The sequence below is a fragment of the Pseudomonas sp. JC1203 genome (genome assembly GCF_056175065.1).
In genome coordinates this window covers 23,988-46,104 of record NZ_JBWCAM010000011.1, presented here as the reverse complement: position 1 = coordinate 46,104, position 22,117 = coordinate 23,988, and the positions used below count along the sequence as shown (strand labels likewise).

Below are 22,117 nucleotides of genomic sequence, written 5' to 3'. Positions count from 1 at the left end.
TGTTCTACCATTAATAGCTTAATAGTACACATGATTAAACGCCTCTGTGCAACTTATCCATGCACTCATACCATAACAAAAGGGTTTGCTCATGCCTCTGCCCGATTCACTGAAAGGCCGCCTGCGTTTGCCGTTGGTGGCAGCGCCCATGTTCCTGGCGTCATCGCCCAGCCTGGTCATCGCCCAGTGCCGGGCAGGGGTCTTGGGCTCCATGCCGGCGCTTAATCTACGCTCCACGGCTGAACTGGACGATGCGTTGTCGGGGATGATTCAGGCTCTGGCCGGATACCGCAGTGCCCCGTTTGCCATCAACCAGATCTTGGCTCCAGCCAATACTCGCCTGGACGCGGACCTGGACCTGATGGTCAGGCACCGCGTGCCAGTGATCATCACCAGCGTGGGCGCGCCTGGTGACGTGGTGCAAGCGGTTCACGGGTACGGCGGCTTGGTGTTTCATGACGTGGTCACGGTGCGCCATGCCGAAAAGGCTGTGGCGGCGGGTGTCGACGGGCTGGTGCTGGTGTGCGCCGGTGCCGGGGGGCATGGCGGGCAACTTAACCCCTTTGCGTTCATCAGTGAGGTTCGTCAATTCTTTCAGGGCACGGTGCTGCTGGCTGGCGCCATGAGCCGCGGGGTGGACCTGCTGGCCGCGCAACTGCTGGGGGCTGACCTGGGTTACATGGGCACACGCTTCCTGGCCACCCGCGAGTGCCAGATAGACCCGGTCTACCAGCGGATGCTGGTGCAGGCCAAGGCAGAAGGCATCGTCAATAGCAATCTGTTCAGCGGCCTGCCGGCCAATTACCTGGCCGCCAGTGTCGAGCGCGCCGGCCTTGATCCGGCGCGCCTGCCGTCGGCACAGACGCCGGGGGTGGGTACCGGTGGACACGGTGAATATCGAGTGTGGCGCGATATCTGGGGCGCGGGGCAAGGGGTGGGCAACATCCATGATGTGCCTGACGTGGAAGCGCTCGTCACGCGCATGGAGCAGGAGTACTGCCAGGCCCTGAAAATCAGCAGCCAACGCACACTGGAGGCATGGGCATGAGCGAGATTTGGATGAGGGCAGTCCAAGGGCAGCGTCTGGAACTGTCGGCCTATCAGCTGCAGAACCTACCGGTCCCGCAGCCGCAGGCCGGCGAAATAAGGGTGAGGGTGCACAGCGCCGGGGTGGGGTTCGTCGATGGATTGCTGTGCAGTGGCGGGTACCAGGTCAAGCCGCCTGTCCCGTTCGTGCCCGGCTGCGAGTTTGCCGGAATCATCGACGAGGTGGGTGCCCAAGTGACCGCGTTCAACCCTGGCGATCGGGTGGCTGCACTTGGCCTGGGGGGCGGGTTTGCCGATTACGCAGTGGTACCGGCAACGGCACTGACACGGTTGCCAGATGCTCTGGATTTCAGTCGCGCTGCGGTGTGTTGGGTGGATTACACCACGGCGCTGCACGCCTTGCGTGACAGGGCCAAGTTGCAGGACGGCGAATCCGTGTTGGTGCTGGGGGCGGCGGGCGGCCTTGGCCAGGCCATGATCCAGGTGGCCAATTGGCTGGGAGGCAGGGTGATTGCGGCCGCTTCGACCCCCGCCAAGCGTGAGGCGGCGCTGGCTGCAGGGGCTTGGCAGAGTGTGGATTACACCCAGGCCGATTGGGTTGACCAGTTGAAGGTGCTGACAGATGGAGAAGGCTTGCAGGTAATTGTCGACCCCATCGGCGGGCCCGGCCTGGAAAAAGCCTTCAGGCGGTTGGCTTGGGGTGGTCGCTACCTTGTGCTGGGATTTGCCGCAGGCAGTATCCCCGCGCTGCCGGTCAACCTGACTCTGCTCAAGGGCGCCACGCTGATGGGGGTGGACGTGCGTCAGTATGGCCTGTTCGAACCCCGCCACGCCGCCCAATCACGCCAGTTGCTTGCTGACCTCATCGCTGCGGGAGAGTTGAACCCTCTGGTGGGGCGGCGCTACCCGCTGGAGGACTTTGCCCAAGCGCTCAGCACGTCGCTGGACCGCGACAGAATCGGCAAAACGGTCGTGGAAGTACAGCCCTCCTAACGGCTTTATGCTGCATAGGATACAGATTATTGATCCTTTACTTTCTTTCAAGGCCGTAACCGTTAGAATGAACGGGAAGCCATGCGGCCATCAGGAATGAAAGGAACAATGAACACGCCCGTCGGAAAATCCTCAGCTTTCGGTTTGTCCGGTACCAAGCGGCAACCGCTGCAAATCCCCAAGGCGCCCCAGATCGTCGCCTCGCGGTTGAAGAAAATGATCGTGACGGGGGAGCTTAAGGCGGGTGATCTGTTGCCGGCCGAAGCCAAGTTGATGGAGGAGTTCGGCGTTTCGCGCCCTACCATCCGCGAGGCATATCGGATCCTGGAGGCGGAGCGATTGGTGAGCGTCGCCCGTGGTGCGCGTGGCGGTGCCGTGGTCCACGGTCCTGATCCGGATCTGATTTCCAGCTATGCACTGATGGTCCTGCAAAGTGAGGGAACCAAGGTTGCCGAGGTATACCAGGCGCGCATGGCTTTCGAACCATCGGCCGTGCGGCTGGTCGTCAAACAGGCCAGAAAGGAGGCCCCCCAGACTCTGCGCGGGGCCATCGCTCGTCAGCGTGAGGCGTTGGGTGATCCATCGGCGTTCGCCGAAGCCATCGCCGAGTTCCACCGCCTGCTGGTGGAGTTGTCCGGCAACCGTCCATTGATGCATCTGTGGGCCGTGATCCATATGGTCGTCGAGCGCCATCAGGCGCTCGTGGTGTCGCTGTACCGACGCAATCAGGCCACTGAAGACATCATCGCCAACGCCTCTGTGGGGCTGCGCTCCCAGGAAAAATTGGTCAAGCTGATCGAGGCGGGTGACGAGGACGCTGCCGAGATTCACTGGCGCAAGCACATGCAGGCCGCCTACAAAACCTGGCTCACCGGTTATGAAGAGATGACGATCTCCCAATTGATTCAAGACTGACCCCAGGCAAGCGTAGCTGCTGCTGCCGGCAGGCTGCGCTGCCCTGAGATGTCCAGCGCGGCACAGGGCCCGCGAAGCCTGCGGCAGCGGCTATTGGCTTGAGCTGCGCTTTTGCACGAAACGTTCCAGCGCCTGCCTGCACTCCGGGGTGTTGAGCCGTTCGATGAACTGCAGATTTTCCTCGCGAATGATCGCCAACACCTGTTCGCGCTGCGCCTGGCGCATCAGCCGCTTGCTCACCTGTAGCGCCTTGGCCGGGGCATCGGCCAGGCGCTGGGCGTAGTCCAGGGCCGAGGCCAGGCACTCTTCAGCGCTACCGTACAGGTGGCTGCACAGGCCCAGCGTATGGGCCTGTTCACCGTCCAGGCTTTCACCCCCCAGCAGCATCCGCACTGCCTGACCATGGCCAATGCGCTGGGGCAGCAGCAGGCTGGCGGCGAATTCCTGACATAAGCCCAGTTTTACGAACGGCGTGGCGAACCGGCTGTCACGGGTCGCCATCACCAGGTCGCAGTGGGGAAGCAGGGTGGTGCCTATGCCAATGGCGGCGCCACACACCGCCGCAATCAACGGTTTATCCAGGTCAACCACCGCCGCCATGAATCGAAAGGCCGGCGCGTCGAGATGGGTGGGGGGCTGCTTGAGAAAGTCCACCAGATCGTTACCGCTGGTAAATACCTTCGGCCCACCGCTGATGACCACCGCATTAATGTCATCGTCATCCGCTGCCTGGCGCAGTGCAGCCGCCAGGCTGTCGTACATGGCATTGGTCAGCGCGTTGTGCTTGTCGGCACGTTCGAGGGTGATTGACAGGCAATGCTGCTGGCGTTCCAGCCTTATGGAATCACTCATGCTCAAGGACCTCCCTGCGTTCAGCGACATTGGGAGAAGGGTATGTTCTTGTCCACGCGAATCTCGCCCGGCATCCCCAAAACCCGCTCGGCAATCTGGTTGCGCAGGATCTCGTCGGTGCCACCGGCGATGCGCAACGCCGCCGCCCATTCGTAACCGTGGCTGAACCGGGCTGCGCCGGCTGCCTGGTCAATCTGGACGAAGCCATCAAGCCCCAAGTTGTCAAGGGCCAGGGCCGACAGCGCCTGCAGGCCATTGGCGTACACCAGTTTACTCATGGCTGCGATGGGACCAGGTGTTTCGCCTTTGGACAGTGAGGTCAGCAAGCGGAACCGGAAATTGCGCAGGCCCAGCTCCTGGGTCAGCAGGTGGGCAATGCGGAAGCGATCCTGGCTGTTGGCCGAGCCACTGCGGTTGATCTGCTCGATCAGTTCGACCACATTGGGCAGCGCCTGGCTTTCGCCACCGACGTTGACCCGCTCGTTCATCAGGGTGGTCATGGCGCACTTCCAGCCGTCGCCAACCTCGCCGACGCGGTAGCGATCAGGGATGCGCAGGTCGGTAAAGAACACCTCGTTGAACTCGGACTCGCCGGAGACCTGCTCGATGGGGCGAACTTCGATACCCGGGCTGCGCATGTCCACCAGGAAAAACGTCAGGCCCTTGTGCTTGGTGGCTTCGGAATCGGTGCGCGCTAGCAGGATGCCCCAGTCGGCGACATGGGCCCAGGAGGTCCAGACTTTCTGGCCATTGATCACCCAATCGTCGCCGTCGCGCACCGCGCGAGTGCGCAGGTTGGCAAGGTCGGAGCCGGCACTGGGCTCGGAAAACAGTTGACACCACAGCAGATCGCCATTGAGCGTTGGCTGGGTAAGGCGCTCTACCTGTTCTGGGGTACCGTGGGTGCGAAGGGTAGGGATGGCCAACTGAGTGCCGATGGTGACCAAGGGGCCCACCGGCACTGCATGGCGCGACTCTTCCTCGTGGAAAATCACTTCCTGCATGGGCGTGCCATCCAGCCCGCCTTCTTCCCGCGTCCAGCGAATAGCGGCATAACCGGCGCTGGCTTTCAGCCGCTGCCACTGGCGCGCTGCGGTCGTAAAGGCCTGCACATCCTGCTGGCTGTCATGGCCGATCACGCTGGGGGCGTGATCCTGGAGCCACTGGCGCGCCTGCTGCCGGAATTGAGCCTCGTCGATACTGTCATTGAAGTCCATAAAGCCTCCTTAATGGGCACGCAGCAGCTGCAGGGATTGGGCGCTCAGCAGGCGATCGACCCAGGCCCCGGGTTCCCCCAGGGTCATGGCCAGTAGGCGTGAGCGTTTATAGAAAAAGTGACAGTCCGCTTCCCAGGTGTAGCCGATACCGCCGTGAATATGCAGGCATTCACGGGCGGCCTGTTCGTAGGCATGGGTGGCGCTCAGGCGGCAGGTGGCGGCTGCCAGAATAGCCTCGGCGGCGGTACCAGCTTCCAGCGCCCAAGCGCCATACCAGGCATTGGAGCGTGCCAATTCGATGTTCACGGCCATGTCGGCCAGCTTGTGCTTGATGGCCTGGTAGCTGCCAATGGGGCGGCCGAACGTGTGGCGCTCCAGGGCATAGTTGCGTGCCAGGTCCAGGGCGGCGTCGGCACCACCAATTTGCTCGAAGGCGGTGAAGATAGCCATCTGGTCCACCACCCGCTCCATGGTCTTGATCGCCTGGGCACCGGCCAGTACGCCCACCGCGGGAATGCGGCTCAGTTCCAGCGCGGCGAAGGGTACGGTGCCGTCAGGGCCCTTGAGGGGGACGGTATTGATGTTCGCTTGTTTGAGGTCCACCAGCACTACCACGGGCTGGCTGGCCTGTAGGGCGGGCAGCACAGCATGGTGGGCGTGAGCCCCGTAAGCCAGGGCATGGCTGCGACCACTCACGGCCTTGCCATCAAAGCGCAGGGGCTGGGCGTCCCAGGACTGGCCGGGGGCAATCAGGCCGGTCGTCAGAGTGGCTTCGCCGCCAGCGATGGCCTGCAAAACCTCCAGGGCCTGGGGGGCGGCACTGCGTTTGAGCAGTTCGGCGCCGGTAAGCACGGTGCTCTGGAACGGAATGGGGGCCAGGGCACGTCCCAGCTCCTCGGCCAGTACGCACAACTCGAGCATGCCCAACCCCAGGCCGCCTTGCGCCTCGCCTATGGCCACTGCGGGCCAGCCCAGTTCGCTGACCTGTTGCCACAAGTCGGGATTGCAAGGCTGGTGTGCCGACAGCATCTGGCGCAAGGCCTGCAGGCTGCTGGCCTCGCCGAGAAAGCGGCGGGCCTGGTCCCTGAGCATGCGCTGTTCATCAGAAAAATCGAAGTTCATGGTGGCCCCTGCCAGTATCACTGTTGTATAAACGTATAAATCATATACACATTAAAATTATTGTGTCCAGTGGTCGACATCCTGTCGATGGCAGCCAGTATGGCGGCTCGCAGACAAACCACGAAATACTTTTCGAATCGTGTGTTATAGTTAAATCATCAATATCATATGGTTGATTAGGTCGCCCGCTTCGGGGTGGTCATTCTGAAGGTTGGTAGTCATGAGCGATATGAAAGACCTGGGCTTTCTCAATGGGCGAGGGGGACAGGACAAGCGCCAGGCCTTGCACATTCCCAAGGCCCCGCAGATCGTTGCGGGGCGCATCAAAAAGCAGATCGTCAACGGTGAGCTGAAGGAAGGTGATCTGCTGCAGGCAGAAGGCAAGCTCATGGAAGAATTCGGTGTGTCTCGGCCTACCATCCGCGAAGCCTTTCGTATCCTGGAGGCAGAGCACCTGATCACCGTGGCGCGGGGCGCCAAAGGCGGTGCGATCATTCACGCCCCAGACCCTAATCTGATTGCCAATTATGCCTTGATGGTGCTGCAGTGCGAGGGCACCACCGTGGCGGAGGTGTACCAGGCGCGCATGGCCTTCGAGCCATCGGCTGTGCGCTTCGTGGTTGAGCACTCCGCCGCGCGTGCGGTGCCGGTGCTGCGCGACGTTGTGGAGCAGGAACGGTTGTGCATCGAGGATCCGGCGGCCTTCGCTGCCGAAGTCGCACGCTTTCACAAACTGCTGGTGGAGCTTTCGGGCAACAAGCCGTTGATTCATCTGTGGGGCGCGATGCACGAGGTCGTGGCCCGCCATCAGGCGGCAGTAGTCGCCTTGCAGCGGCGCAATATCTCCCTGGAAAATTCGATCCTGGCTGCCGTCACCGGGCTAAAATCCCAGGAAAAGCTGATCAACCTGATCGAAGCAAAGGACATCGATGGCGCCGAGGCCCATTGGCGCAAGCACATGGTGCGATCGAACAAGGTCTGGGTGACGGGCTTCGAGCACATGCGCATTGCCGACCTGTTCAACGCCAGCTAGGCGTCAAGGGATCTGCCGGGTGTCGAGCAGCATGCCCTCGCTGCCCTCGGCATAGTCGCGGGTCGAGCCTTGGCAGCGCAGGGCCTGGGCACTGCGTTCGGGCTGGAAGCTGTAGCACAACGGTGGCTGGCCATACTCGGCGGCATCGTGGAAGCGGTCGTGGTCCAGGGTGCGCCCACCGGCCACCAAAATCGCCCGGCGCAAAATATTCGCCTGTTCCGCTGTCTCTTCAGCCAGGCTTTCGGTCCATTGGCGAAAGCCTCGGCCCAGTGTCTGGCCCTGCCAGGGTGGGTTAGTGATGGTGTCCTGGTCTACCGCCCAGCCCATGACTACCTGATTGTCGCGCAACAATCGCACTTGGGTCGGCCCCAGCCTGGGATGCAGGCCATCCCAACCCATTACCTGCCTGTCATCTACTTGGGCTTCGTAGCGTCTTTCGACCTGCACTCGCTTGACGTGGGCCAGTGTCAGTCCGGCCAGGTCGTGCACATGGGTGCACTGCTGGCGCATGTCGATCAGGGCGCCGATGTCCGAGGCACGGGCGATCAAGGGGTTGCCGACCAGTTGTTGCAACGGTTGCACGGCGCCAGGGCAGGTACTCCAGGGGGTACGGGGTGCCGCCATGCGAACGGCGGTAATCACTCGGCCGTCGTGCTCGATAGTCACGCCAAAGTGATGGAAGTCGTCCTCCAGCCAGCCCGTGACCTGGCCGGGGGCGGTGTGACGCAGTACGATCAGGCGCCGCAACCGCCCACCCGTGCGTGGGTAGCCCTGGCTCACGCGGCACACATCAGACGGTCGCCGCACAGGCGTGGCACGATGTCCAGCAGCCCCACCTGGGCGCAATAATCCACTTCGTGCTGCATGTCCGCAGCCCGCAACAATACACCCAGCTGGCTTTGCTGCAGGCAGCGGGCGGGGGAGTCGGCGAACTGGCGGTACACCGCCTGGGCAATGGTGCAGGTGTCCGAGGCCTGCCAATGGTCAGGTTCCAAAGCCAGCAACTGGTCGATCAGGTGCCCGGCCAGGTAGAGGTCCTCCAGATTGACACGCCCGGCGGAGCCGGCGCAGACCAGGACAATGGAGGTGCCGCGATGCTGCCTGAGCTGGCGAACCACGGCCGGGGCATTGAGCAGCGCTGCGGCGTACACGTAGCGTGCGGTGTCGGCCTTGCGCAGTGCCACAGTGCCGTTGGTGGTGGCATAGAACAGGTCGCGCCCGGCCAGGGGTTCCAGGCACAGGGCCAGCGGCGAGTAGCCGGCGAAACCCTGCAGAGGCTTGAGATGATTTTCGCCGGCCAGCACGTAGCTGTCGTTGGCCAGCAGGCGCACCGCGTCGCAAGCCATCTGCCGGTTGCAGGCGGGGTACACTGCGCAAGCGCCTTGGTGCAAGGCGCTGACGATACTGGAAGTGGCAAACAGTACATCGATGACAACGGCTACCTTGTCATAGAGGAAATCGGGGTTCAGGTCCTCCTTTCTCAGGATTACATTGATTTTCGGCATGCAAGGCTCCTTGTCAACGAAATGGGGAAGGTGCAGAAACAGATTAATCATATAGATTATTGCACGCAAGACAACCTACCCGCATCCTTGGCCGAAATAGCAGTGCTTGAGAGAAGAAACTACCCATCGGACTGGTTGTTTATCATCATAAGCATATATATGATTAAGGTCCGTGTCGTCGGGCGTTGCTGATCGTCTCGGCGTTGAATGGATTGAATGGGAGACTGACAGTGGCTCAAGCCTATATTTTCGACCACGTACGCACCCCCAGGGGGCGCGGGCGGGCTAACGGAGGGCTGCACGCGGTGACATCCACGGAGTTGGCGGCCCAGGTGCTGCGGGCCTTGCGCGAGCGCAACCGGTTTGACAGCGCCGAGGTAGCCGAAGTGGCCCTGGGGATTGTCACGCCCTTTGGCGAGCAGGGTTCCAACCTGACCCGCCCGGCCATCCTGATGGCCGATTACGACGTGCGAGTGCCCGGTTTTCAACTGGACCGGGCCTGCTCCTCGGGGCTGGATGCGGTGAACCTGATGGCTGCGCAGGTGATGTCGGGCCAGGTGGGCCTGGCCATCGGCGGCGGAGTGGAGTCCATGTCCCGGGTACCGATGGGCTCCCAGGGCAGTGCCTGGGCGCGAGACCCGGCAATCGCCTACGCGACGGCTTTCGCCCCCCAAGGCATTGGCGCCGACCTGCTGGCCACCCGGGGCGGGTTCAGCCGTGCCGACGTCGACGCCTACGCCATCGCCAGCCAGCAACGGGCCGGGCGGGCCTGGGACGAAGGGCGTTTCGACCGTTCGGTCATTCCTGTCGTTGACCGGCTGGGCTACCCGCTTCTGGCCCGTGACGAACACTTGCGGCCACACACTACGGCTCAGGACTTGGCCAACCTGCAACCGGCCTTCGCCCAGATGGGCACCCTGGGCGGTTACGATGCCATTGCCTTGCAGAAATACCCCGATGTCTTCGAGATCGACCACGTGCACACCGCCGGCAACTCGTCCGGCATTGTCGACGGAGCGGCGGGCGTGCTGGTCGGCTCTCTGGAGGCCGGCCAGCGCCTGGGCCTGACGCCGCGGGCGCGCATTCGCGGCTTCGCCTCCATCGGCTCCGACCCCACCATCATGCTCGACGGCCCGGCCCCAGCTTCGCTGCGGGCGCTTGAGCGCGCCGGGATGAACGTCAGCGACATCGATCTGTTTGAACTCAATGAGGCGTTTGCCTCGGTGGTGCTGGAATACATGCGCGTGCTGGACATTGGCCACGAACGCATCAACGTCAATGGAGGTGCCATTGCCTTGGGTCACCCGCTGGGTGCCACCGGAGCCATGCTGCTGGGCACGGCCCTGGACGAATTGGAGCGCAGCGGCGCCAGCACCGCACTGGTCAGCCTGTGCGTGGGCATCGGCATGGGCACTGCCACTATCATCGAGCGAGTCTGATCGTGGCGATTATCGAATTCTGCAAGGATGGGTCATCGCATGTTTGAAACCATTGCTTATTCCCTGGGCGACGACGGCGTGGCCGTGGTCGCCATCGATATTCCGGAACAACCGGCCAACACCATTACCGAAGGCTTTCGCGATGAACTGATCAAGCTTATCGATCGGGTGACCGGCGATGACAATGTGAAGGGCGTGATTCTTACCTCGGCAAAAAAGGATTTCGTCGCGGGCGGGGACCTGAAGGACATCGTCCGTACGCTGTCACGGCCCTTGAGCGTGGAACAGGCACGTGTCATGGCGACGCAGATGAGTCCGGTACTGCGCCGCCTGGAGACCTGTGGCACACCCTTTGCCGCAGCCATCAATGGCTCGGCCCTGGGTGGCGGGCTGGAAATCGCACTCGCGTGTCACCACCGAGTGGTTGCCGACGACCCCAAAATCTTGCTAGGGCTGCCGGAAGCGACCTTGGGATTGATGCCGGGAGCAGGGGGAACACAGCGTTTGCCTCGTTTGATCGGAATTGCCAAGGCGCTGCCGCTGATGCTCAAGGGGACGTTGATGCCCCCCCAGGCCGCGCTTGCCGCAGGCATTGTCGATGAGGTGGTGCCCAATGCCGATCTGCTGAATACTGCTCGGCGTTGGCTCATCGAGCATGGCAACGCCGAGCAGCCGTGGGATCAGAAAGGGTTCCAGGTGCCGGGTGGGGCCGGTTTTGCCGACGTGGAACTGGGTAACCTGTACAATCTCACCACCACGCAGATCGCCCGTGACACGGGGCGCAACCTCCCGGCACCCATTGCGTTATTGCGTGCGGTGGCCCACGGTACGTGCGTGCCTATCGATGCCGGCTTGCATATCGAGTCCTGCGAGTTCGCCGGGCTGGTGCTTGACGCCACGGCTTGCAACATGGTGCGCACGTTGTTTGTCAACAAAGGAGAGTTGGAGAAAGGCGCGCGGCGTCCCGACGGCATCGCGCCCGCTGCGTATCGGAAAGTCGGCATACTCGGCGCCGGCTTGATGGGCAGCGGGATCGCCAGCGCCACTGCAACCGCCGGCCTGGAGGTCATACTGCTCGACGCTTCGCAAGCGCAGGCAGAGGCCGGGCGCCAGCGCCTGGTGGATGAATTCGCCAAGCGAGTGGGCAAGCAGCGCATGACGCAGGCAGCAGCAGACGCCATCCTGAGCCGTATTCATGCCACCAGCGATTATGCCCAACTGATCGACTGTGACCTGGTGGTCGAAGCGGTATTTGAAGACCTCCAGGTCAAATCGGTGGTATTCATGAAGGCGCAGCCGTATCTCAAGGCCGAGGCGCTGTTGGCTTCCAATACCTCAACCCTGCCCATCAGCGACATGGCCCGAGACCTGACAGCGCCTGAGCGGTTCATCGGGCTGCACTTCTTCTCACCTGTCGAGCGTATGCCACTGGTGGAGGTCGTCGTCGGCGAACGAACCAGTGACGCTACCTTGGCCCATGCCCTGGATTTCATCCGGGCCTTGCGCAAGACGCCCATTGTGGTCAAGGACTCACGTGGCTTCTTTACCTCGCGGGTGATCGCCGCTTACCTTCAGGACGCGCTGGCCATGCTGGGCACCGGCGTCAAGCCGGCGTTGATCGACAATGCCGCTCGCCTGGCCGGGTTTGCCATGGGGCCGCTGGCGCTCCTGGACGATGTCGGTCTGGAAAACGGCTATAAGTCGGCCCTGGCGGAGCGCGAGGCGCTGGGCGCTGCGTGGCGAGAACCTGCTGGCTTCCATGTGCAAAAAATGTTCTGCGAGAACCTGGGGCGCATAGGTCGTCGCGGTGGGCAGGGGTTCTACGACTATCCCCAAGGCAGGCGCAGCCTCTGGACAGGGCTGAGCGAAGTGTTCCCTGAGTTGACTGAGCAGCCGGACGTCGAGCAGATCAAGCAACGCATGCTCTACATCCAGGCATTGGAAGCTGTGCGCTGCATGGAAGAAGGGGTCATTACTCAGGCTGCCGAAGGTGATGTGGGGACAGTGCTGGGTATTGGCTTCCCGGCCTGGACCGGAGGCGTCTTCAGTCTGATCGACACGTTGGGTGCGGTTTTCATCGACCGCTGCGACCGGTTGGCCGATGAGATCGACGAACGTTTCCGCCCCTCGGCGTGGTTGCGCGAGCGTGTTGCACGGGGAGCGCGTTTTCATGCCCTTGACTGTTGAGCACCCTTGCCAGAGAGCGCATCGATCATGAATTTCGACTTTTCTGCGGAACAGGAACAGCTGCGCGATCAGGCACAGCGGGTATTTGCCGACGGGCTGCAAAGAGCCCGTGTGGTGTTGGACAGCACAGGGTTGTGCGATCGGGCGCTATGGGCCCAGGTTCAGGCCCTCGGCTGGCCGGCTGCGGCAGTCGCCGAGCAAGACGGTGGCCTGGGACTGACGGCGCTGGAGCAGTGCGTGTTGGCGGAGGAGGTCGGGCGCTCGCTGGCGCCCATTCCCTACACTAGTTCAGTGCTGCATGCCACGACCGCCTTGCAGCAGGCGCAGGGGTGTAGTGAAGCCTCGAATCTGTTGGCCGAGCTGGCGGCAGGAACCACAACCGCCAGTGTGGCGTTTGTTGAAGCAGGGCAGGAGGTCTGGACCGCCAGGCCCCAGGCGCGGGTCAGTGACGGTAGGATCAGCGGCCACAAAGTGATGGTGGCAGACGCCGCGGTTGCTGGCTGTTTTGTGGTCGCGGCGACCTCCGAGCAAGACGCTGGCGGTTGGGGGTGGTGGCGAGTGGACTCCGGCGTCGAGGGCGTCAGCCTTGAAGCCGTCGAAGCCATAGACCGTGTGCGGTCGTTTGCCGACTTACATTTGGAGAACGCGCCGTGTGTACGGCTGGGCGCTCCGGGGCAGGGCGCGGAACTGGCCGTACGAGCCTTGGATGCTGCCGCGGTGCTGTCGGCATTTGAACAGTTGGGCAGTGCCGAGGCAGCGCTGGCGATGACCGTGGAGTATGTCAGGACACGCCAGGCCTTCAACCGGGTCGTGGGCAGTTACCAGGCGGTCAAGCATGCGCTGGCCGACGCCTACGTGGCCAATCAACTGGCCCGTAGTCATTGTTATTACGGTGCCTGGGCATTGACCCAGGCGCCAGACCAGTTGCCTCGAGCCGCGGCAGGCGCGCGCCTGGCCGCCACGGAAGCCTTGAACAAAGCCGCTGAAGCCTGTGTAGAGTTGCACGGTGGTATCGGTTTCACCTGGGAAAGTGATGCCCAGTTGTTCTATCGCCGCGCCAGGTTGCTGGCGACTCAATTGGGTGGCCGTGCCTGGTGGGCGCAGCGCCTCAAGGATGTTTTGGGCCGTACTGCGTCTTGACAGCTATTCGGAGAACCGCAATGGATTTTGAAGATACCTCGCAACAAGCGGCCTATCGCGCGAAGGTTCGCACCTGGCTGGCCAGCCACGCCCCGAAGTTCGCCGTTGCCCCTGAAACCGCAATGGCGCCCGAGGCGTTCATGGGCCTGGCCCGTCGTTGGCAGGCACTGAAGGCAGAGGCCGGGTATGTCGGCATCATGTGGCCAACGCCGGTAGGCGGCCAAGGGGGCAGCGCGATAGAGCATGTGATCTACCACCAGGAGGAAGAGCGCTACCCGTTGCCGCTGATCCCGTTCGCTGTCGGCATCGGCATGTGCCTGCCGACCCTGTTTACCCATGGCTCTGCCCAGGTAATTGATCGTTTCATGGCTCCGGGCATGCGGGGGGACGAGATCTGGTGCCAGCTGTTTTCCGAGCCGGCCGCAGGATCTGATCTTGCCGGGTTGCGTACGCGGGGCGTTCGCGAGGGCGATGACTGGATCATCAATGGACAGAAGGTTTGGACCTCGTACGCCCATGAGGCTGATTACGGGTTGTTGCTGGTGCGTACCGATCCCGCAGCCCCCAAGCACAAGGGCTTGACCATGTTCTATGTCGACATGCGAGCCCCGGGGGTGGAAGTGCGCCCCATTCGTACGCTGCTGGGCGATGCTGAGTTCAATGAGGTTTTTTTCACGGATGTGCGCATCTGTGATAGCCAGCGGCTGGGCGCGGTAGGCGATGGTTGGAAGGTCTCGCTCAGCACTTTGATGTTCGAGCGCCTGGCGGTAGGAGGAAAGCCCTGCGGCGCGCCTACTGCCAGCGAACTGGCTGGGCTACTGGACGCGACATCCCTGGCACGCTACTACGTGGCGGACGAGGGCATCGAGTTGACGCGCTTACGCTCGATGACCGCAGTATCACGTGGGGGAGTGCCGGGTCCGGAAGCGTCCATCAACAAGTTGGTCATGGCCAAGAACCTGCAAGACATGACCAGTAGCGCGCTTGAGAACCTGGGCGTCGATGCGTTGCGCGAGCTGGACGAACCACAGTCGCGAAGGCTCAATTACTGGTATCTCTGGTCGGCCGGCCTGCGTATTGCCGGAGGCACAGACGAGATACTGCGCAATATTATTGCCGAGCGGGTACTGGGTTTACCGCCAGAGCCGCGCAATGATCGTGATACGCCATTCAACCAATTGGGCAAGGCCTGATCGACTAACGATCAGGGCCTCGCCTTTGAGTGATGGCTGCAACAGGTTGTTTAAACGCGCTCGAAGAGTACGGCGATGCCTTGGCCGCCACCGATGCACATGGTCGCCAAGCCATAGCGGCCCTGGATGCGATGCAGTTCGTGAATGGCCTTGGTGGCGATGATCGCGCCGGTGGCGCCCACCGGGTGGCCCAGGGAGATCGCCGAGCCGTTAGGGTTGACCTTGGCCGGGTCGAAGTCCAGCTCGCGGGCCACGGCGCAGGCCTGGGCGGCGAAGGCTTCGTTGGACTCGATCACGTCCAGGTCCTGCACCCGCAGGCCGGCCTTGAGCAGCACCTGGCGGGTGGCCGGAATTGGCCCCAGGCCCATCAGCGCCGGCTCCACGCCGGCGTGGCCGTAGCCCACCAGCCGCGCCAGGGGCACAAGATTGTGGGCGCGCACGGTCTCGGCGGTGGCCAGCACCAGGGCGGCGGCGCCGTCGTTGAGGCTGGAGGCGTTGCCCGGGGTCACCGTGCCGTCCTTCTTGAACGCCGGCTTCATCTTCGCCAACTGCTCGGCGTCCACGGCGCGTACGTTTTCGTCCTCGGCGAAGGTCACCGGGCCTTTGCGCGTGGCAATCTCGATGGGCACGATCTGCGAGGCAAACCGCCCCTCGGCAATGGCCCGGGCGGCGCGCTGCTGGCTGACCAGCGCCAGTTCATCCTGCATCTGCCGGGTGATGCCGTACTTTTCGGCAATGTTCTCCGCAGTGATGCCCATATGAATGCCGGCGAACGGGTCGTGCAGCACGCCCAGCATGTAGTCCAGCGCCTGGATATCGCCCATGCGCGCGCCCCAGCGGGTCTGCTGCAGGAAGTACGGGCCACGGCTCATGGACTCGACACCGCCGGCCAACACCGCGCCGGCGTCGCCCAGCAGCAGGCTCTGCGCCGCCGAAACGATGGCCTGCAGGCCGGAACCGCACAGGCGGTTGACGTTGAATGCAGGAGTTTCTTGAGGAATGCCGGCGTTGACCGCCGCCACCCGCGACACGTAGGCGTCGCGTGGCTCGGTGGGGATCACCGTGCCGAACACCACGTGGCCGATGTGCTCGGGGGCTAGTTTGGCCCGCTCAAGGGCGGCACGGGCCAGGTCGGTGGCCAGTTGGGTGGGCGGTACATCCTTGAGCGAACCGCCAAAACTGCCAATGGCCGAGCGCGCGGCGCTGACCACGAAGATTTCCGTGTTCATACACAATTCCTCTCAGGTGAAGGTGGCAAACGAAAGCCAGGGGTCAGCGCTGGCGGTACAGCCCTTCTTGCGCCATGCTGGCCAACAGGTGGCCTTCCCGGTCATATATATGCCCCAGGCTCAAACCACGCCCGGAGCCTGCGGCCGGTGTGTTGGCCGAGACCAGCAACCACTCCTGGCAGTCGACCGGCTGATGAAACCAAATGGTATGGTTGAGGCTGGCGACAAACAGGTCGGCAGCCAGCTTGTGTTCGTGGTGCGGGGTGAGGGCGGTGATGCCGAACCAGAAGTCACTGAGGTACGCAAGCGCTGCTGGTTGCATGCGCGCGCTGATGGTCAGCTCTGACCCGCTACGCATCCAGTAGCTCATGTCACCAAGGGCGTCCCGTTCGAGCAGCATGTGCTCGGCCTGCACCGGGCGGATCTCCACCGACTGGGTCTTGCCGATGAATGCCTGTTCCTGTGCGTTGAGGCGATCATGATAATGGCTGCGCAGTTGCGTCAGGTTCATCAGGCCTTCAGGGCCATGGTGCATTGGCGGGCTGATCTCATGCGCCATGCCCGACTCCCCGGCATGAAACGATACGGTCGCCAGGGCAATGGTGCGTTGATGTTGCTCCAGCCTGACTAGCCGTGCAGCAAAGCGACGGCTCTGCTGCACCCGTTCGACGGTCACGGTCAGCGGTGCACCCACGTCTCCCGCAGCCAGAAAGCTGTGTTGCAACACGTGGGGACGCAACGGCTCATCTACCGTGGCCAGGGCTGCGGCGACTGCCAGCCCCAGTGTCTGCCCACCATAGATCGCGCCATTCTGGTTGGTATGGAAAGTGTCGCAGGTGAACCGGTCATTTCCCAGGGGACGGAGCTGCAGTAGGGGGGCAATGCTGGTGCCGTCCCATGCTTTGGCAGGCGCAGAGCAGGAGAGTGCCTCAGACCCCACGAAACACCCCCTTGCGCTTCTGGAAGAAAGCCTCCCTGCCTTCGGCAAAATCCGCCGAGGCGATGAGTACGGCTTGAGCGTCGGCCTCCCAATCCAATGCCGCGTCCAGGCTCAAGGGCGCCCGGCCAAGCATCGCCTTAGTCGCTGCCAACGGTCCTGGCGCGCTAGCCGCCAACTGATGCGCATGGCGCAGCGCGGTTTCCAGCACCTGGCCGGACGGGGCAAGGAAGTCTGCCAGGCCAATCTGGACGGCTTCTTCACCTCCGATGATTTGTTGGAACATCACCAGTTGGCGAGTGCGGGGTAACCCAATGCGTTGGGGCAAGGTCCACAGCGCCCCCCAATCGGGCATGACGGCAACCTTGCCAAAGACCGCGCCGAAGCGGCTGTCTGCATCGGCCACGACGAAGTCGCAGGCGACGGCCAGTGACAATCCTGCGCCAAACGCTGCGCCTTGTACCGCGGCCAACACCGGCACCCGACCATTGACGATCGCGCGGATGACCCGTTGGCCTCGACGCATGTCCCGGCGCATCGCCTGGGTTTGAGTATCCAGGCCATCCAGTGGGCCTCCTGCGCAAAAATGCGCACCACCGCTGAGGACAATCGCTCGCGTGGTTTCGTTGTCCTGCAGTTGCTCAAGGGTCTGCGCCAGTTGCCGGTAAAGTTCAGGCACCAGGCTGTTGCGCTTCTCTGGCAGGTTGAGCTGGACCAGGGCTACGCCCTCATCATGGCTGACAGTGACGACAGTCGTCATGCTGAAACTCCTCGGCTTACAGCCGTTCGATGATGGTTACGTTAGCCAGGCCACCGCCTTCGCACATGGTCTGTAGCCCATAGCGGCCGCCACAGCGCTCCAGCTCGTGCAGCAAGGTCGTCAACAACTTGGTGCCAGTGGCGCCGATTGGATGCCCCAAGGCAATGGCGCCGCCATTGACGTTGGTTAATTCGACTGAATAGTCCAATTCGTTCAGCCAAGCCATGGCGACACTGGCGAACGCTTCGTTGATTTCCACTCGATCAATGTCGGCCATGCGCAGGCCTGCCTTGCCTAAAGCATGGCGAGTGGCTGCGATGGGAGCTGTCAGCATCCACACAGGATCGTCGCCGCGCACGCTCATGTGCACGATGCGCGCCCTGGGTGTCAGGCCATAGCGCTTGAGCGCCGCTTCGGAACAGATCAGCACGGCGCTGGCCGCGTCCGATACCTGGCTGCTGGTGCCAGCGGTCAACAGCCCATCCGGCAATAACGGCTGCAAGGTCGCCATCTTTTCCAGGCTGCTGATCCGAGCTGTTTCATCCATGGCAAAATCGCCCACCGGAACGACCTGAGTGTCGAATGCTCCAGCCTGGATAGCCGCCAATGCCCGGTTGTTGGACTGCAACGCATAGGCTTCCATGTCCTGTCGGCTGAAGCCCCAATGCCGCGCGATGCGCTCAGCAGCGGCGAACTGTGACAGTTGCTGCTCGCCATAGCGAGCGCGGTAACTCGTGGCGCTCGTCCAGGGATCATCGAAGCCCAGGTCTTTGGCGGCATACAGGGCCGTATTGATGGGAATACGACTCATGTTCTGTACGCCGCCGGCAATGACGACGTCCTGAGTGCCGCTCAATACCGCCTGGGCGGCAAAATGCACCGCTTGCTGCGACGATCCACATTGCCGATCGATGGTCACGCCGGGAACGCTATCGGGGAGCCCCGCGCCCAACCAGCAAAAGCGTGCAAGATTGCCTGCCTGGGGGCCGATGGCGTCGATGGCGCCGAAGATGACATCATCGTATTCATCGGCCGGTATGCGATTGCGCGCCACCAGGGCCTTGATGACATGGGCGCCCAGGTCCATTGGATGCCACGTGGAAAGACTGCCATTGCGCTTTCCTGTGGGTGTGCGCAAAGCGTCGACGATGTAGGCGCTGGCCATGGTTCACTCCTTGGAGGGGGAAAAATCAGTGGTGCTTGTTGTGGGCACGGATAACGCTCTTGGCAATGCTCCAGCGGTGTACCTCTGAGGGGCCGTCGTAAATCCGGAAGGCTCGCACGTCGGCAAATATGCGCGCGACAATGGTTTCATCCGTCACGCCCTGGCCGCCGAGAATCTGCACGCTACGATCCACTATCCGCCAGATCGCTTCAGACGAGATGACCTTGGCCATGCTGGAGGCATGGCGTCCCAGTTCTCCCTGGTCCAGAACCCACGCGCAGTACCACACCGCCAGGCGCGTGGTGTGCAAGTCCAGTTCATTGTCTGCCAGCTTGAAGCCCACCCCCTCATGCTCGGCCAATACCTTTCCAAAAGCTTCGCGCTTGCAGGCGTAGGCGGTGGCCGTTTCGTGGGCGCGCCGGGCGGCGCCCAGCCAGCGCATGCAGTGGGTCAGGCGGGCGGGTGAAAGACGCACCTGGGCGTATTTGAAGCCCTCTCCCGGTTCGCCCAGCACGTCACAGGCCGGTACCCGCAGGTCAGTGAAGCGAACCACGCCGTGGCCGCCTGGGAAGCAGGAATCGAGTGCGTTCATGGCACGCTCGACGCGAATGCCTGGGCGGTCCATGTCCGCCAGGAACATCGTGGCCCGGCCGTCCTCCAGCTTGGCCATAATGATGGCGAAGCTGGCACCTTCGGCCCCGGTGATGAACCATTTCACCCCATTGATAATGTAGTGATCGCCATCGCGCAGGGCAGTGGTCGCCAGCATCGCCGGGTCTGAACCCGAACCAGGCGAGGGTTCGGTCATGCAGAAACAGGAGCGTATCTCACCCAAGGCTAGCGGCTTGAGCCAGCGCTCCTTCTGCTCAGGCGTGGCGATCTGCTCCATCATGTGCATGTTGCCTTCATCGGGAGCGGCAATGTTCAGTGCCACCGGTCCAAGCGGCGAATAGCCTGCTTCCTCGAACACGATGGCTTTGGCCAGGTGGTTCAGGCCCAGTCCACCGTAAGCGGTTGGCATGTGCGGGGTCAGCAGCCCAGCCTGGCGAGCCAGGCTCTGCATCTTGCGGCGCAGCGGTTCTGTAGGCCCGTGGGGCGTGCAGCGAGGGTCCTTTTCCAGCGCAATGATGTGTTGCGCGATAAAGGCGCGGGTGCGCGCTTGCAATTCGAGCAGCTCAGGGGGAAGTGTGAAGTCCATGGCAGCGTCCGGTAGTCAATAGAAACGTTGTTGACGGGCAGCCATCTGCACCATCTGCTCGGTAGGGCGATACAGGCCGCCCAGGGCCTGATAACGTTGGCAGGCTGCCAACAGGTTGGAGGCGCCAAGCCAGTCCGCATACTTCAGGGCGCCGCCAACATGGCGGGGAAAGCCCAGGCCCAGTATCAGCGCCATATCGACTTCGATGGCACTGTCGGCCACCCCCTCCTCAAGTGCACGGGCTGCCTCGATGATGGTCGGCAGCATGATCCGCTCGACGATTTCGGCGGCGTCGAATTCTTGGGGGCCGTCGGGCTGCAGGTGCGCCAGCAAATCACGGGTAGCGGGATCCACGGACTTCACCGGGCGGCCCTTGGGGTCCTTGTCGTATCGATAGAAACCGACGCCGTTTTTCTGTCCCAGCCGCCCCTCGTTGACCATGTGCTGCACGGCATGCTTGAAACCGGGTAGCAGGCGCTCACCGTAGCCTTGAGCAATGCCATCGATGACGTGCAGGGAGGTATCCATGCCAATCACGTCCTGGAGGTAGGCGGGCCCCATGGGCCAGCCAAACGCTTCCATGGCGGCGTCGATGGCTTGGTAATCCGCGCCGTCATGTATCAATCGCAGAAAGGCCAGCACATTGGCAGTGAGAATGCGGTTGACCAGAAACCCGGGACAGTCCTTCACCACGATCGGTGTCTTGCCCAGGGTGTTGGCGTAGCTGGCGATGGTCGCCGCCGCTTTAGGGCTGGTTTTGGGGCCGCAGATGACTTCCACCAACGGCATAATGGGCACGGGATTGAAAAAATGCATGCCCACGAACTGCTCAGGTCTCTGCAAGCCGCTCGCCAACTCGGTGATGGACAGCGATGAGGTATTGGAGGCCAGCACGGCGGCCGGTGGCAGCGTGGATTCCACTTCTGCCAGTACGCTGTGCTTGATTTTGAGATTTTCGACAACCGCCTCGACTACAACGTTGACTTGCTCAAAGCCTTGATAATCCAAAACAGGCTTGATCGACTGCAGGATGCGCTCAGCCTTACCTGGCTCCATACGGCCAGTGGTGACTTGCTTGTCCAACAACTTAGCCGCTTCATTCATGCCCAAGTCCAAGGCGGGTTGGGCGATATCCTTCATAAGCGTGGGCACGCCGCTTGCCGCGCTGGTATAGGCTATGCCCCCTCCCATGATGCCGGCACCCAGCACTGCGGCCCGAGAAATGTCAGCCGATGCCTTGGCATACCCCCTGGCTTTCTTGCGTAGATACTGATCGTTGACGAACAGTTGCATCAATGCATGAGCGGATTGGGTTTGCGACACGCTGGCGAATACACGGTTTTCTTCCAGCCGTGCATCGTGGGTCGTCATCCCGGCGCAACGCTCGATCAACTCGATGGCCAATTGTGCAGCAGGCACGTGGGGCCAGCGCACACGGGCGGCCTCCTTGGCCTGTGCCAACGCCGCTGCGTCAATGACATAGCCAGTGTTGCGCTGTTCACGGCGGGCGTGCCAATCACGGCTGCCATCGGCGGCTTGCTGCAATACGGTCAACGCGCACTGTCGTACTGCAGGGTCATACACGGCCTCATCGACCGCCTGCAGCCGTGACACCACACTCGCTTTTTGCGCCGTGCCCGTGATGATCCAATCAATGGCTGCCGTGGCGCCAATCAGACGGGGTAAGCGTGTGCTGCCACCCAAGCCGGGAATGATGCCAAGCGTCACTTCGGGCAGGCCGACTTTGGCACTGGCGCCCATTACGCGGTAGTCGCACGCCAGCGCCACCTCGAAGCCACCACCCAGGGCCATGCCGTTGATTGCGGCCACGGTAGGGAAGGGGAGTGTGGCGAGATCATCGAAAACGGCGTTTTGCGCTCGGTTATAGGCGGCCAGATCCTCTTCGCTGCGATCAAATAGCGCGCTGAATTCGAATATGTCGGCGCCGACTACGAACGTATCCTTGGCACTGGTCAGCACCAGCCCGCGTACGTCAGTCTGCTGGCGCAGGGCCTGGCAGGCCAGCCCTAGTTCGTCGACTGTGAGGGCGTCGAATTTGTTCACGGCTTCGCCGGTTCGGTCGAACCGCAGTTCGACCAATTGGTTGTCCAGGGGGACCAGTTGCAGTGTTTGACCTTGGTACATGCGTTGACCTGCTTTATCTAATTGTTCAGGTGAGGCATTA

Annotated in this window: 19 protein-coding genes; 8 read left to right on the top strand and 11 right to left on the bottom strand. The window is 62.4% G+C overall.

The annotated features are described in order from the left end of the window. Nucleotides 1–91 precede the first annotated feature (91 nt). From AC0SZ7_RS17335 to AC0SZ7_RS17325, 3 genes are all read left to right on the top strand, one after another. Nucleotides 92–1,048 carry an NAD(P)H-dependent flavin oxidoreductase gene (locus AC0SZ7_RS17335; protein ID WP_475505523.1) on the top strand — a complete coding sequence of 319 codons (957 nt, stop codon included), beginning with the start codon at nt 92–94 and terminating at the stop codon, nt 1,046–1,048. Continuing rightward, nucleotides 1,045–2,040: an NADPH:quinone oxidoreductase family protein gene (locus tag AC0SZ7_RS17330; protein WP_475505522.1), complete on the top strand. Its 996-nt coding sequence runs from the start codon at nt 1,045–1,047 to the stop codon at nt 2,038–2,040. Before AC0SZ7_RS17335 ends, AC0SZ7_RS17330 begins: the two co-directional genes overlap by 4 nt. A gap of 108 nt (nt 2,041–2,148) precedes the next feature. Further along, nucleotides 2,149–2,955, top strand: coding sequence for a FadR/GntR family transcriptional regulator (locus AC0SZ7_RS17325; RefSeq protein WP_475505521.1), 807 nt, complete (start codon nt 2,149–2,151; stop codon nt 2,953–2,955). Nucleotides 2,956–3,045: 90 nt separating this feature from the next. Here AC0SZ7_RS17325 and AC0SZ7_RS17320 read toward each other — a convergent pair whose 3' ends face one another. The 3 genes from AC0SZ7_RS17320 to AC0SZ7_RS17310 are packed head-to-tail and all read right to left on the bottom strand — an operon-like array spanning nt 3,046 to nt 6,146. Beyond that, nucleotides 3,046–3,807, bottom strand: a complete 762-nt coding sequence (locus AC0SZ7_RS17320; protein WP_475505520.1) for an enoyl-CoA hydratase-related protein — start codon at nt 3,805–3,807, stop codon at nt 3,046–3,048. Between the two features lie 20 nt (nt 3,808–3,827). Continuing rightward, nucleotides 3,828–5,024: an acyl-CoA dehydrogenase family protein gene (locus tag AC0SZ7_RS17315; RefSeq protein WP_475505519.1), complete on the bottom strand. Its 1,197-nt coding sequence runs from the start codon at nt 5,022–5,024 to the stop codon at nt 3,828–3,830. A 9-nt stretch (nt 5,025–5,033) separates the two neighbouring features. Further along, nucleotides 5,034–6,146: an acyl-CoA dehydrogenase family protein gene (locus AC0SZ7_RS17310; RefSeq protein ID WP_475505518.1), complete on the bottom strand. Its 1,113-nt coding sequence runs from the start codon at nt 6,144–6,146 to the stop codon at nt 5,034–5,036. A 220-nt stretch (nt 6,147–6,366) separates the two neighbouring features. On the opposite strand from AC0SZ7_RS17310, the gene AC0SZ7_RS17305 reads away from it, so the two are divergent. After that, nucleotides 6,367–7,179: a FadR/GntR family transcriptional regulator gene (locus AC0SZ7_RS17305; RefSeq protein ID WP_475505517.1), complete on the top strand. Its 813-nt coding sequence runs from the start codon at nt 6,367–6,369 to the stop codon at nt 7,177–7,179. Between the two features lie 3 nt (nt 7,180–7,182). Here AC0SZ7_RS17305 and AC0SZ7_RS17300 read toward each other — a convergent pair whose 3' ends face one another. Together AC0SZ7_RS17300 and AC0SZ7_RS17295 are read right to left on the bottom strand one after the other, a co-directional pair. Next, nucleotides 7,183–7,959, bottom strand: a complete 777-nt coding sequence (locus AC0SZ7_RS17300) for a DUF2889 domain-containing protein (RefSeq protein WP_475505516.1) — start codon at nt 7,957–7,959, stop codon at nt 7,183–7,185. After that, nucleotides 7,956–8,684 carry a 2-phosphosulfolactate phosphatase gene (locus tag AC0SZ7_RS17295; RefSeq protein ID WP_475505515.1) on the bottom strand — a complete coding sequence of 243 codons (729 nt, stop codon included), beginning with the start codon at nt 8,682–8,684 and terminating at the stop codon, nt 7,956–7,958. The genes AC0SZ7_RS17300 and AC0SZ7_RS17295 overlap by 4 nt, the downstream gene beginning before the upstream one ends. Before the next feature lie 230 nt (nt 8,685–8,914). Here AC0SZ7_RS17295 and AC0SZ7_RS17290 point away from each other — a divergent pair, with 230 nt between their 5' ends. From AC0SZ7_RS17290 to AC0SZ7_RS17275, 4 genes are read left to right on the top strand one after another with little or no spacing between them, the layout of a single operon-like run. Next, entirely contained in the window at nt 8,915–10,123 is a 1,209-nt protein-coding gene (locus tag AC0SZ7_RS17290) for an acetyl-CoA C-acetyltransferase (RefSeq protein WP_475505514.1), read from the top strand. A gap of 39 nt (nt 10,124–10,162) precedes the next feature. Then, entirely contained in the window at nt 10,163–12,310 is a 2,148-nt protein-coding gene (locus tag AC0SZ7_RS17285) for a 3-hydroxyacyl-CoA dehydrogenase NAD-binding domain-containing protein (RefSeq protein ID WP_475505513.1), read from the top strand. A gap of 27 nt (nt 12,311–12,337) precedes the next feature. Continuing rightward, nucleotides 12,338–13,450, top strand: coding sequence for an acyl-CoA dehydrogenase family protein (locus AC0SZ7_RS17280; RefSeq protein ID WP_475505512.1), 1,113 nt, complete (start codon nt 12,338–12,340; stop codon nt 13,448–13,450). A gap of 20 nt (nt 13,451–13,470) precedes the next feature. Continuing rightward, nucleotides 13,471–14,643, top strand: a complete 1,173-nt coding sequence (locus AC0SZ7_RS17275; RefSeq protein ID WP_475505511.1) for an acyl-CoA dehydrogenase family protein — start codon at nt 13,471–13,473, stop codon at nt 14,641–14,643. Between the two features lie 50 nt (nt 14,644–14,693). On the opposite strand, the gene AC0SZ7_RS17270 is transcribed toward AC0SZ7_RS17275, so the two are convergent. From AC0SZ7_RS17270 to fadB, 6 genes are read right to left on the bottom strand one after another with little or no spacing between them, the layout of a single operon-like run. Beyond that, on the bottom strand, nt 14,694–15,872 hold the full coding sequence (locus AC0SZ7_RS17270) for an acetyl-CoA C-acyltransferase family protein (RefSeq protein WP_475505510.1): 1,179 nt from the start codon (nt 15,870–15,872) through the stop codon (nt 14,694–14,696). A 43-nt stretch (nt 15,873–15,915) separates the two neighbouring features. Continuing rightward, nucleotides 15,916–16,812: an acyl-CoA thioesterase gene (locus AC0SZ7_RS17265; protein ID WP_475505509.1), complete on the bottom strand. Its 897-nt coding sequence runs from the start codon at nt 16,810–16,812 to the stop codon at nt 15,916–15,918. Next, nucleotides 16,802–17,569: an enoyl-CoA hydratase/isomerase family protein gene (locus AC0SZ7_RS17260; RefSeq protein WP_475505508.1), complete on the bottom strand. Its 768-nt coding sequence runs from the start codon at nt 17,567–17,569 to the stop codon at nt 16,802–16,804. Before AC0SZ7_RS17260 ends, AC0SZ7_RS17265 begins: the two co-directional genes overlap by 11 nt. Before the next feature lie 16 nt (nt 17,570–17,585). Then, complete coding sequence (locus AC0SZ7_RS17255) at nt 17,586–18,734, bottom strand: acetyl-CoA C-acetyltransferase (protein ID WP_475505507.1); 1,149 nt, start codon at nt 18,732–18,734, stop codon at nt 17,586–17,588. Nucleotides 18,735–18,759: 25 nt separating this feature from the next. Beyond that, nucleotides 18,760–19,932: an acyl-CoA dehydrogenase family protein gene (locus tag AC0SZ7_RS17250; RefSeq protein WP_475505506.1), complete on the bottom strand. Its 1,173-nt coding sequence runs from the start codon at nt 19,930–19,932 to the stop codon at nt 18,760–18,762. 15 nt (nt 19,933–19,947) lie between these two features. Further along, nucleotides 19,948–22,077, bottom strand: a complete 2,130-nt coding sequence (gene fadB, locus AC0SZ7_RS17245; RefSeq protein ID WP_475505505.1) for a fatty acid oxidation complex subunit alpha FadB — start codon at nt 22,075–22,077, stop codon at nt 19,948–19,950. Between the last annotated feature and the right edge of the window lie 40 nt (nt 22,078–22,117).

Bases quoted from the DNA above. Each gene is read 5' to 3' on its own strand.
- AC0SZ7_RS17260 (WP_475505508.1), bottom strand. From the start codon at position 17,569: ATGACGACTGTCGTCACTGTCAGCCATGATGAGGGCGTAGCCCTGGTC.
- AC0SZ7_RS17315 (WP_475505519.1), bottom strand. From the start codon at position 5,024: ATGGACTTCAATGACAGTATCGACGAGGCTCAATTCCGGCAGCAGGCG.
- AC0SZ7_RS17250 (WP_475505506.1), bottom strand. From the start codon at position 19,932: ATGGACTTCACACTTCCCCCTGAGCTGCTCGAATTGCAAGCGCGCACC.
- fadB (WP_475505505.1), bottom strand. From the start codon at position 22,077: ATGTACCAAGGTCAAACACTGCAACTGGTCCCCCTGGACAACCAATTG.
- AC0SZ7_RS17325 (WP_475505521.1), top strand. From the start codon at position 2,149: ATGAACACGCCCGTCGGAAAATCCTCAGCTTTCGGTTTGTCCGGTACC.
- AC0SZ7_RS17275 (WP_475505511.1), top strand. From the start codon at position 13,471: ATGGATTTTGAAGATACCTCGCAACAAGCGGCCTATCGCGCGAAGGTT.
- AC0SZ7_RS17285 (WP_475505513.1), top strand. From the start codon at position 10,163: ATGTTTGAAACCATTGCTTATTCCCTGGGCGACGACGGCGTGGCCGTG.
- AC0SZ7_RS17280 (WP_475505512.1), top strand. From the start codon at position 12,338: ATGAATTTCGACTTTTCTGCGGAACAGGAACAGCTGCGCGATCAGGCA.
- AC0SZ7_RS17335 (WP_475505523.1), top strand. From the start codon at position 92: ATGCCTCTGCCCGATTCACTGAAAGGCCGCCTGCGTTTGCCGTTGGTG.
- AC0SZ7_RS17330 (WP_475505522.1), top strand. From the start codon at position 1,045: ATGAGCGAGATTTGGATGAGGGCAGTCCAAGGGCAGCGTCTGGAACTG.
- AC0SZ7_RS17305 (WP_475505517.1), top strand. From the start codon at position 6,367: ATGAGCGATATGAAAGACCTGGGCTTTCTCAATGGGCGAGGGGGACAG.
- AC0SZ7_RS17320 (WP_475505520.1), bottom strand. From the start codon at position 3,807: ATGAGTGATTCCATAAGGCTGGAACGCCAGCAGCATTGCCTGTCAATC.
- AC0SZ7_RS17255 (WP_475505507.1), bottom strand. From the start codon at position 18,734: ATGGCCAGCGCCTACATCGTCGACGCTTTGCGCACACCCACAGGAAAG.
- AC0SZ7_RS17310 (WP_475505518.1), bottom strand. From the start codon at position 6,146: ATGAACTTCGATTTTTCTGATGAACAGCGCATGCTCAGGGACCAGGCC.
- AC0SZ7_RS17295 (WP_475505515.1), bottom strand. From the start codon at position 8,684: ATGCCGAAAATCAATGTAATCCTGAGAAAGGAGGACCTGAACCCCGAT.
- AC0SZ7_RS17270 (WP_475505510.1), bottom strand. From the start codon at position 15,872: ATGAACACGGAAATCTTCGTGGTCAGCGCCGCGCGCTCGGCCATTGGC.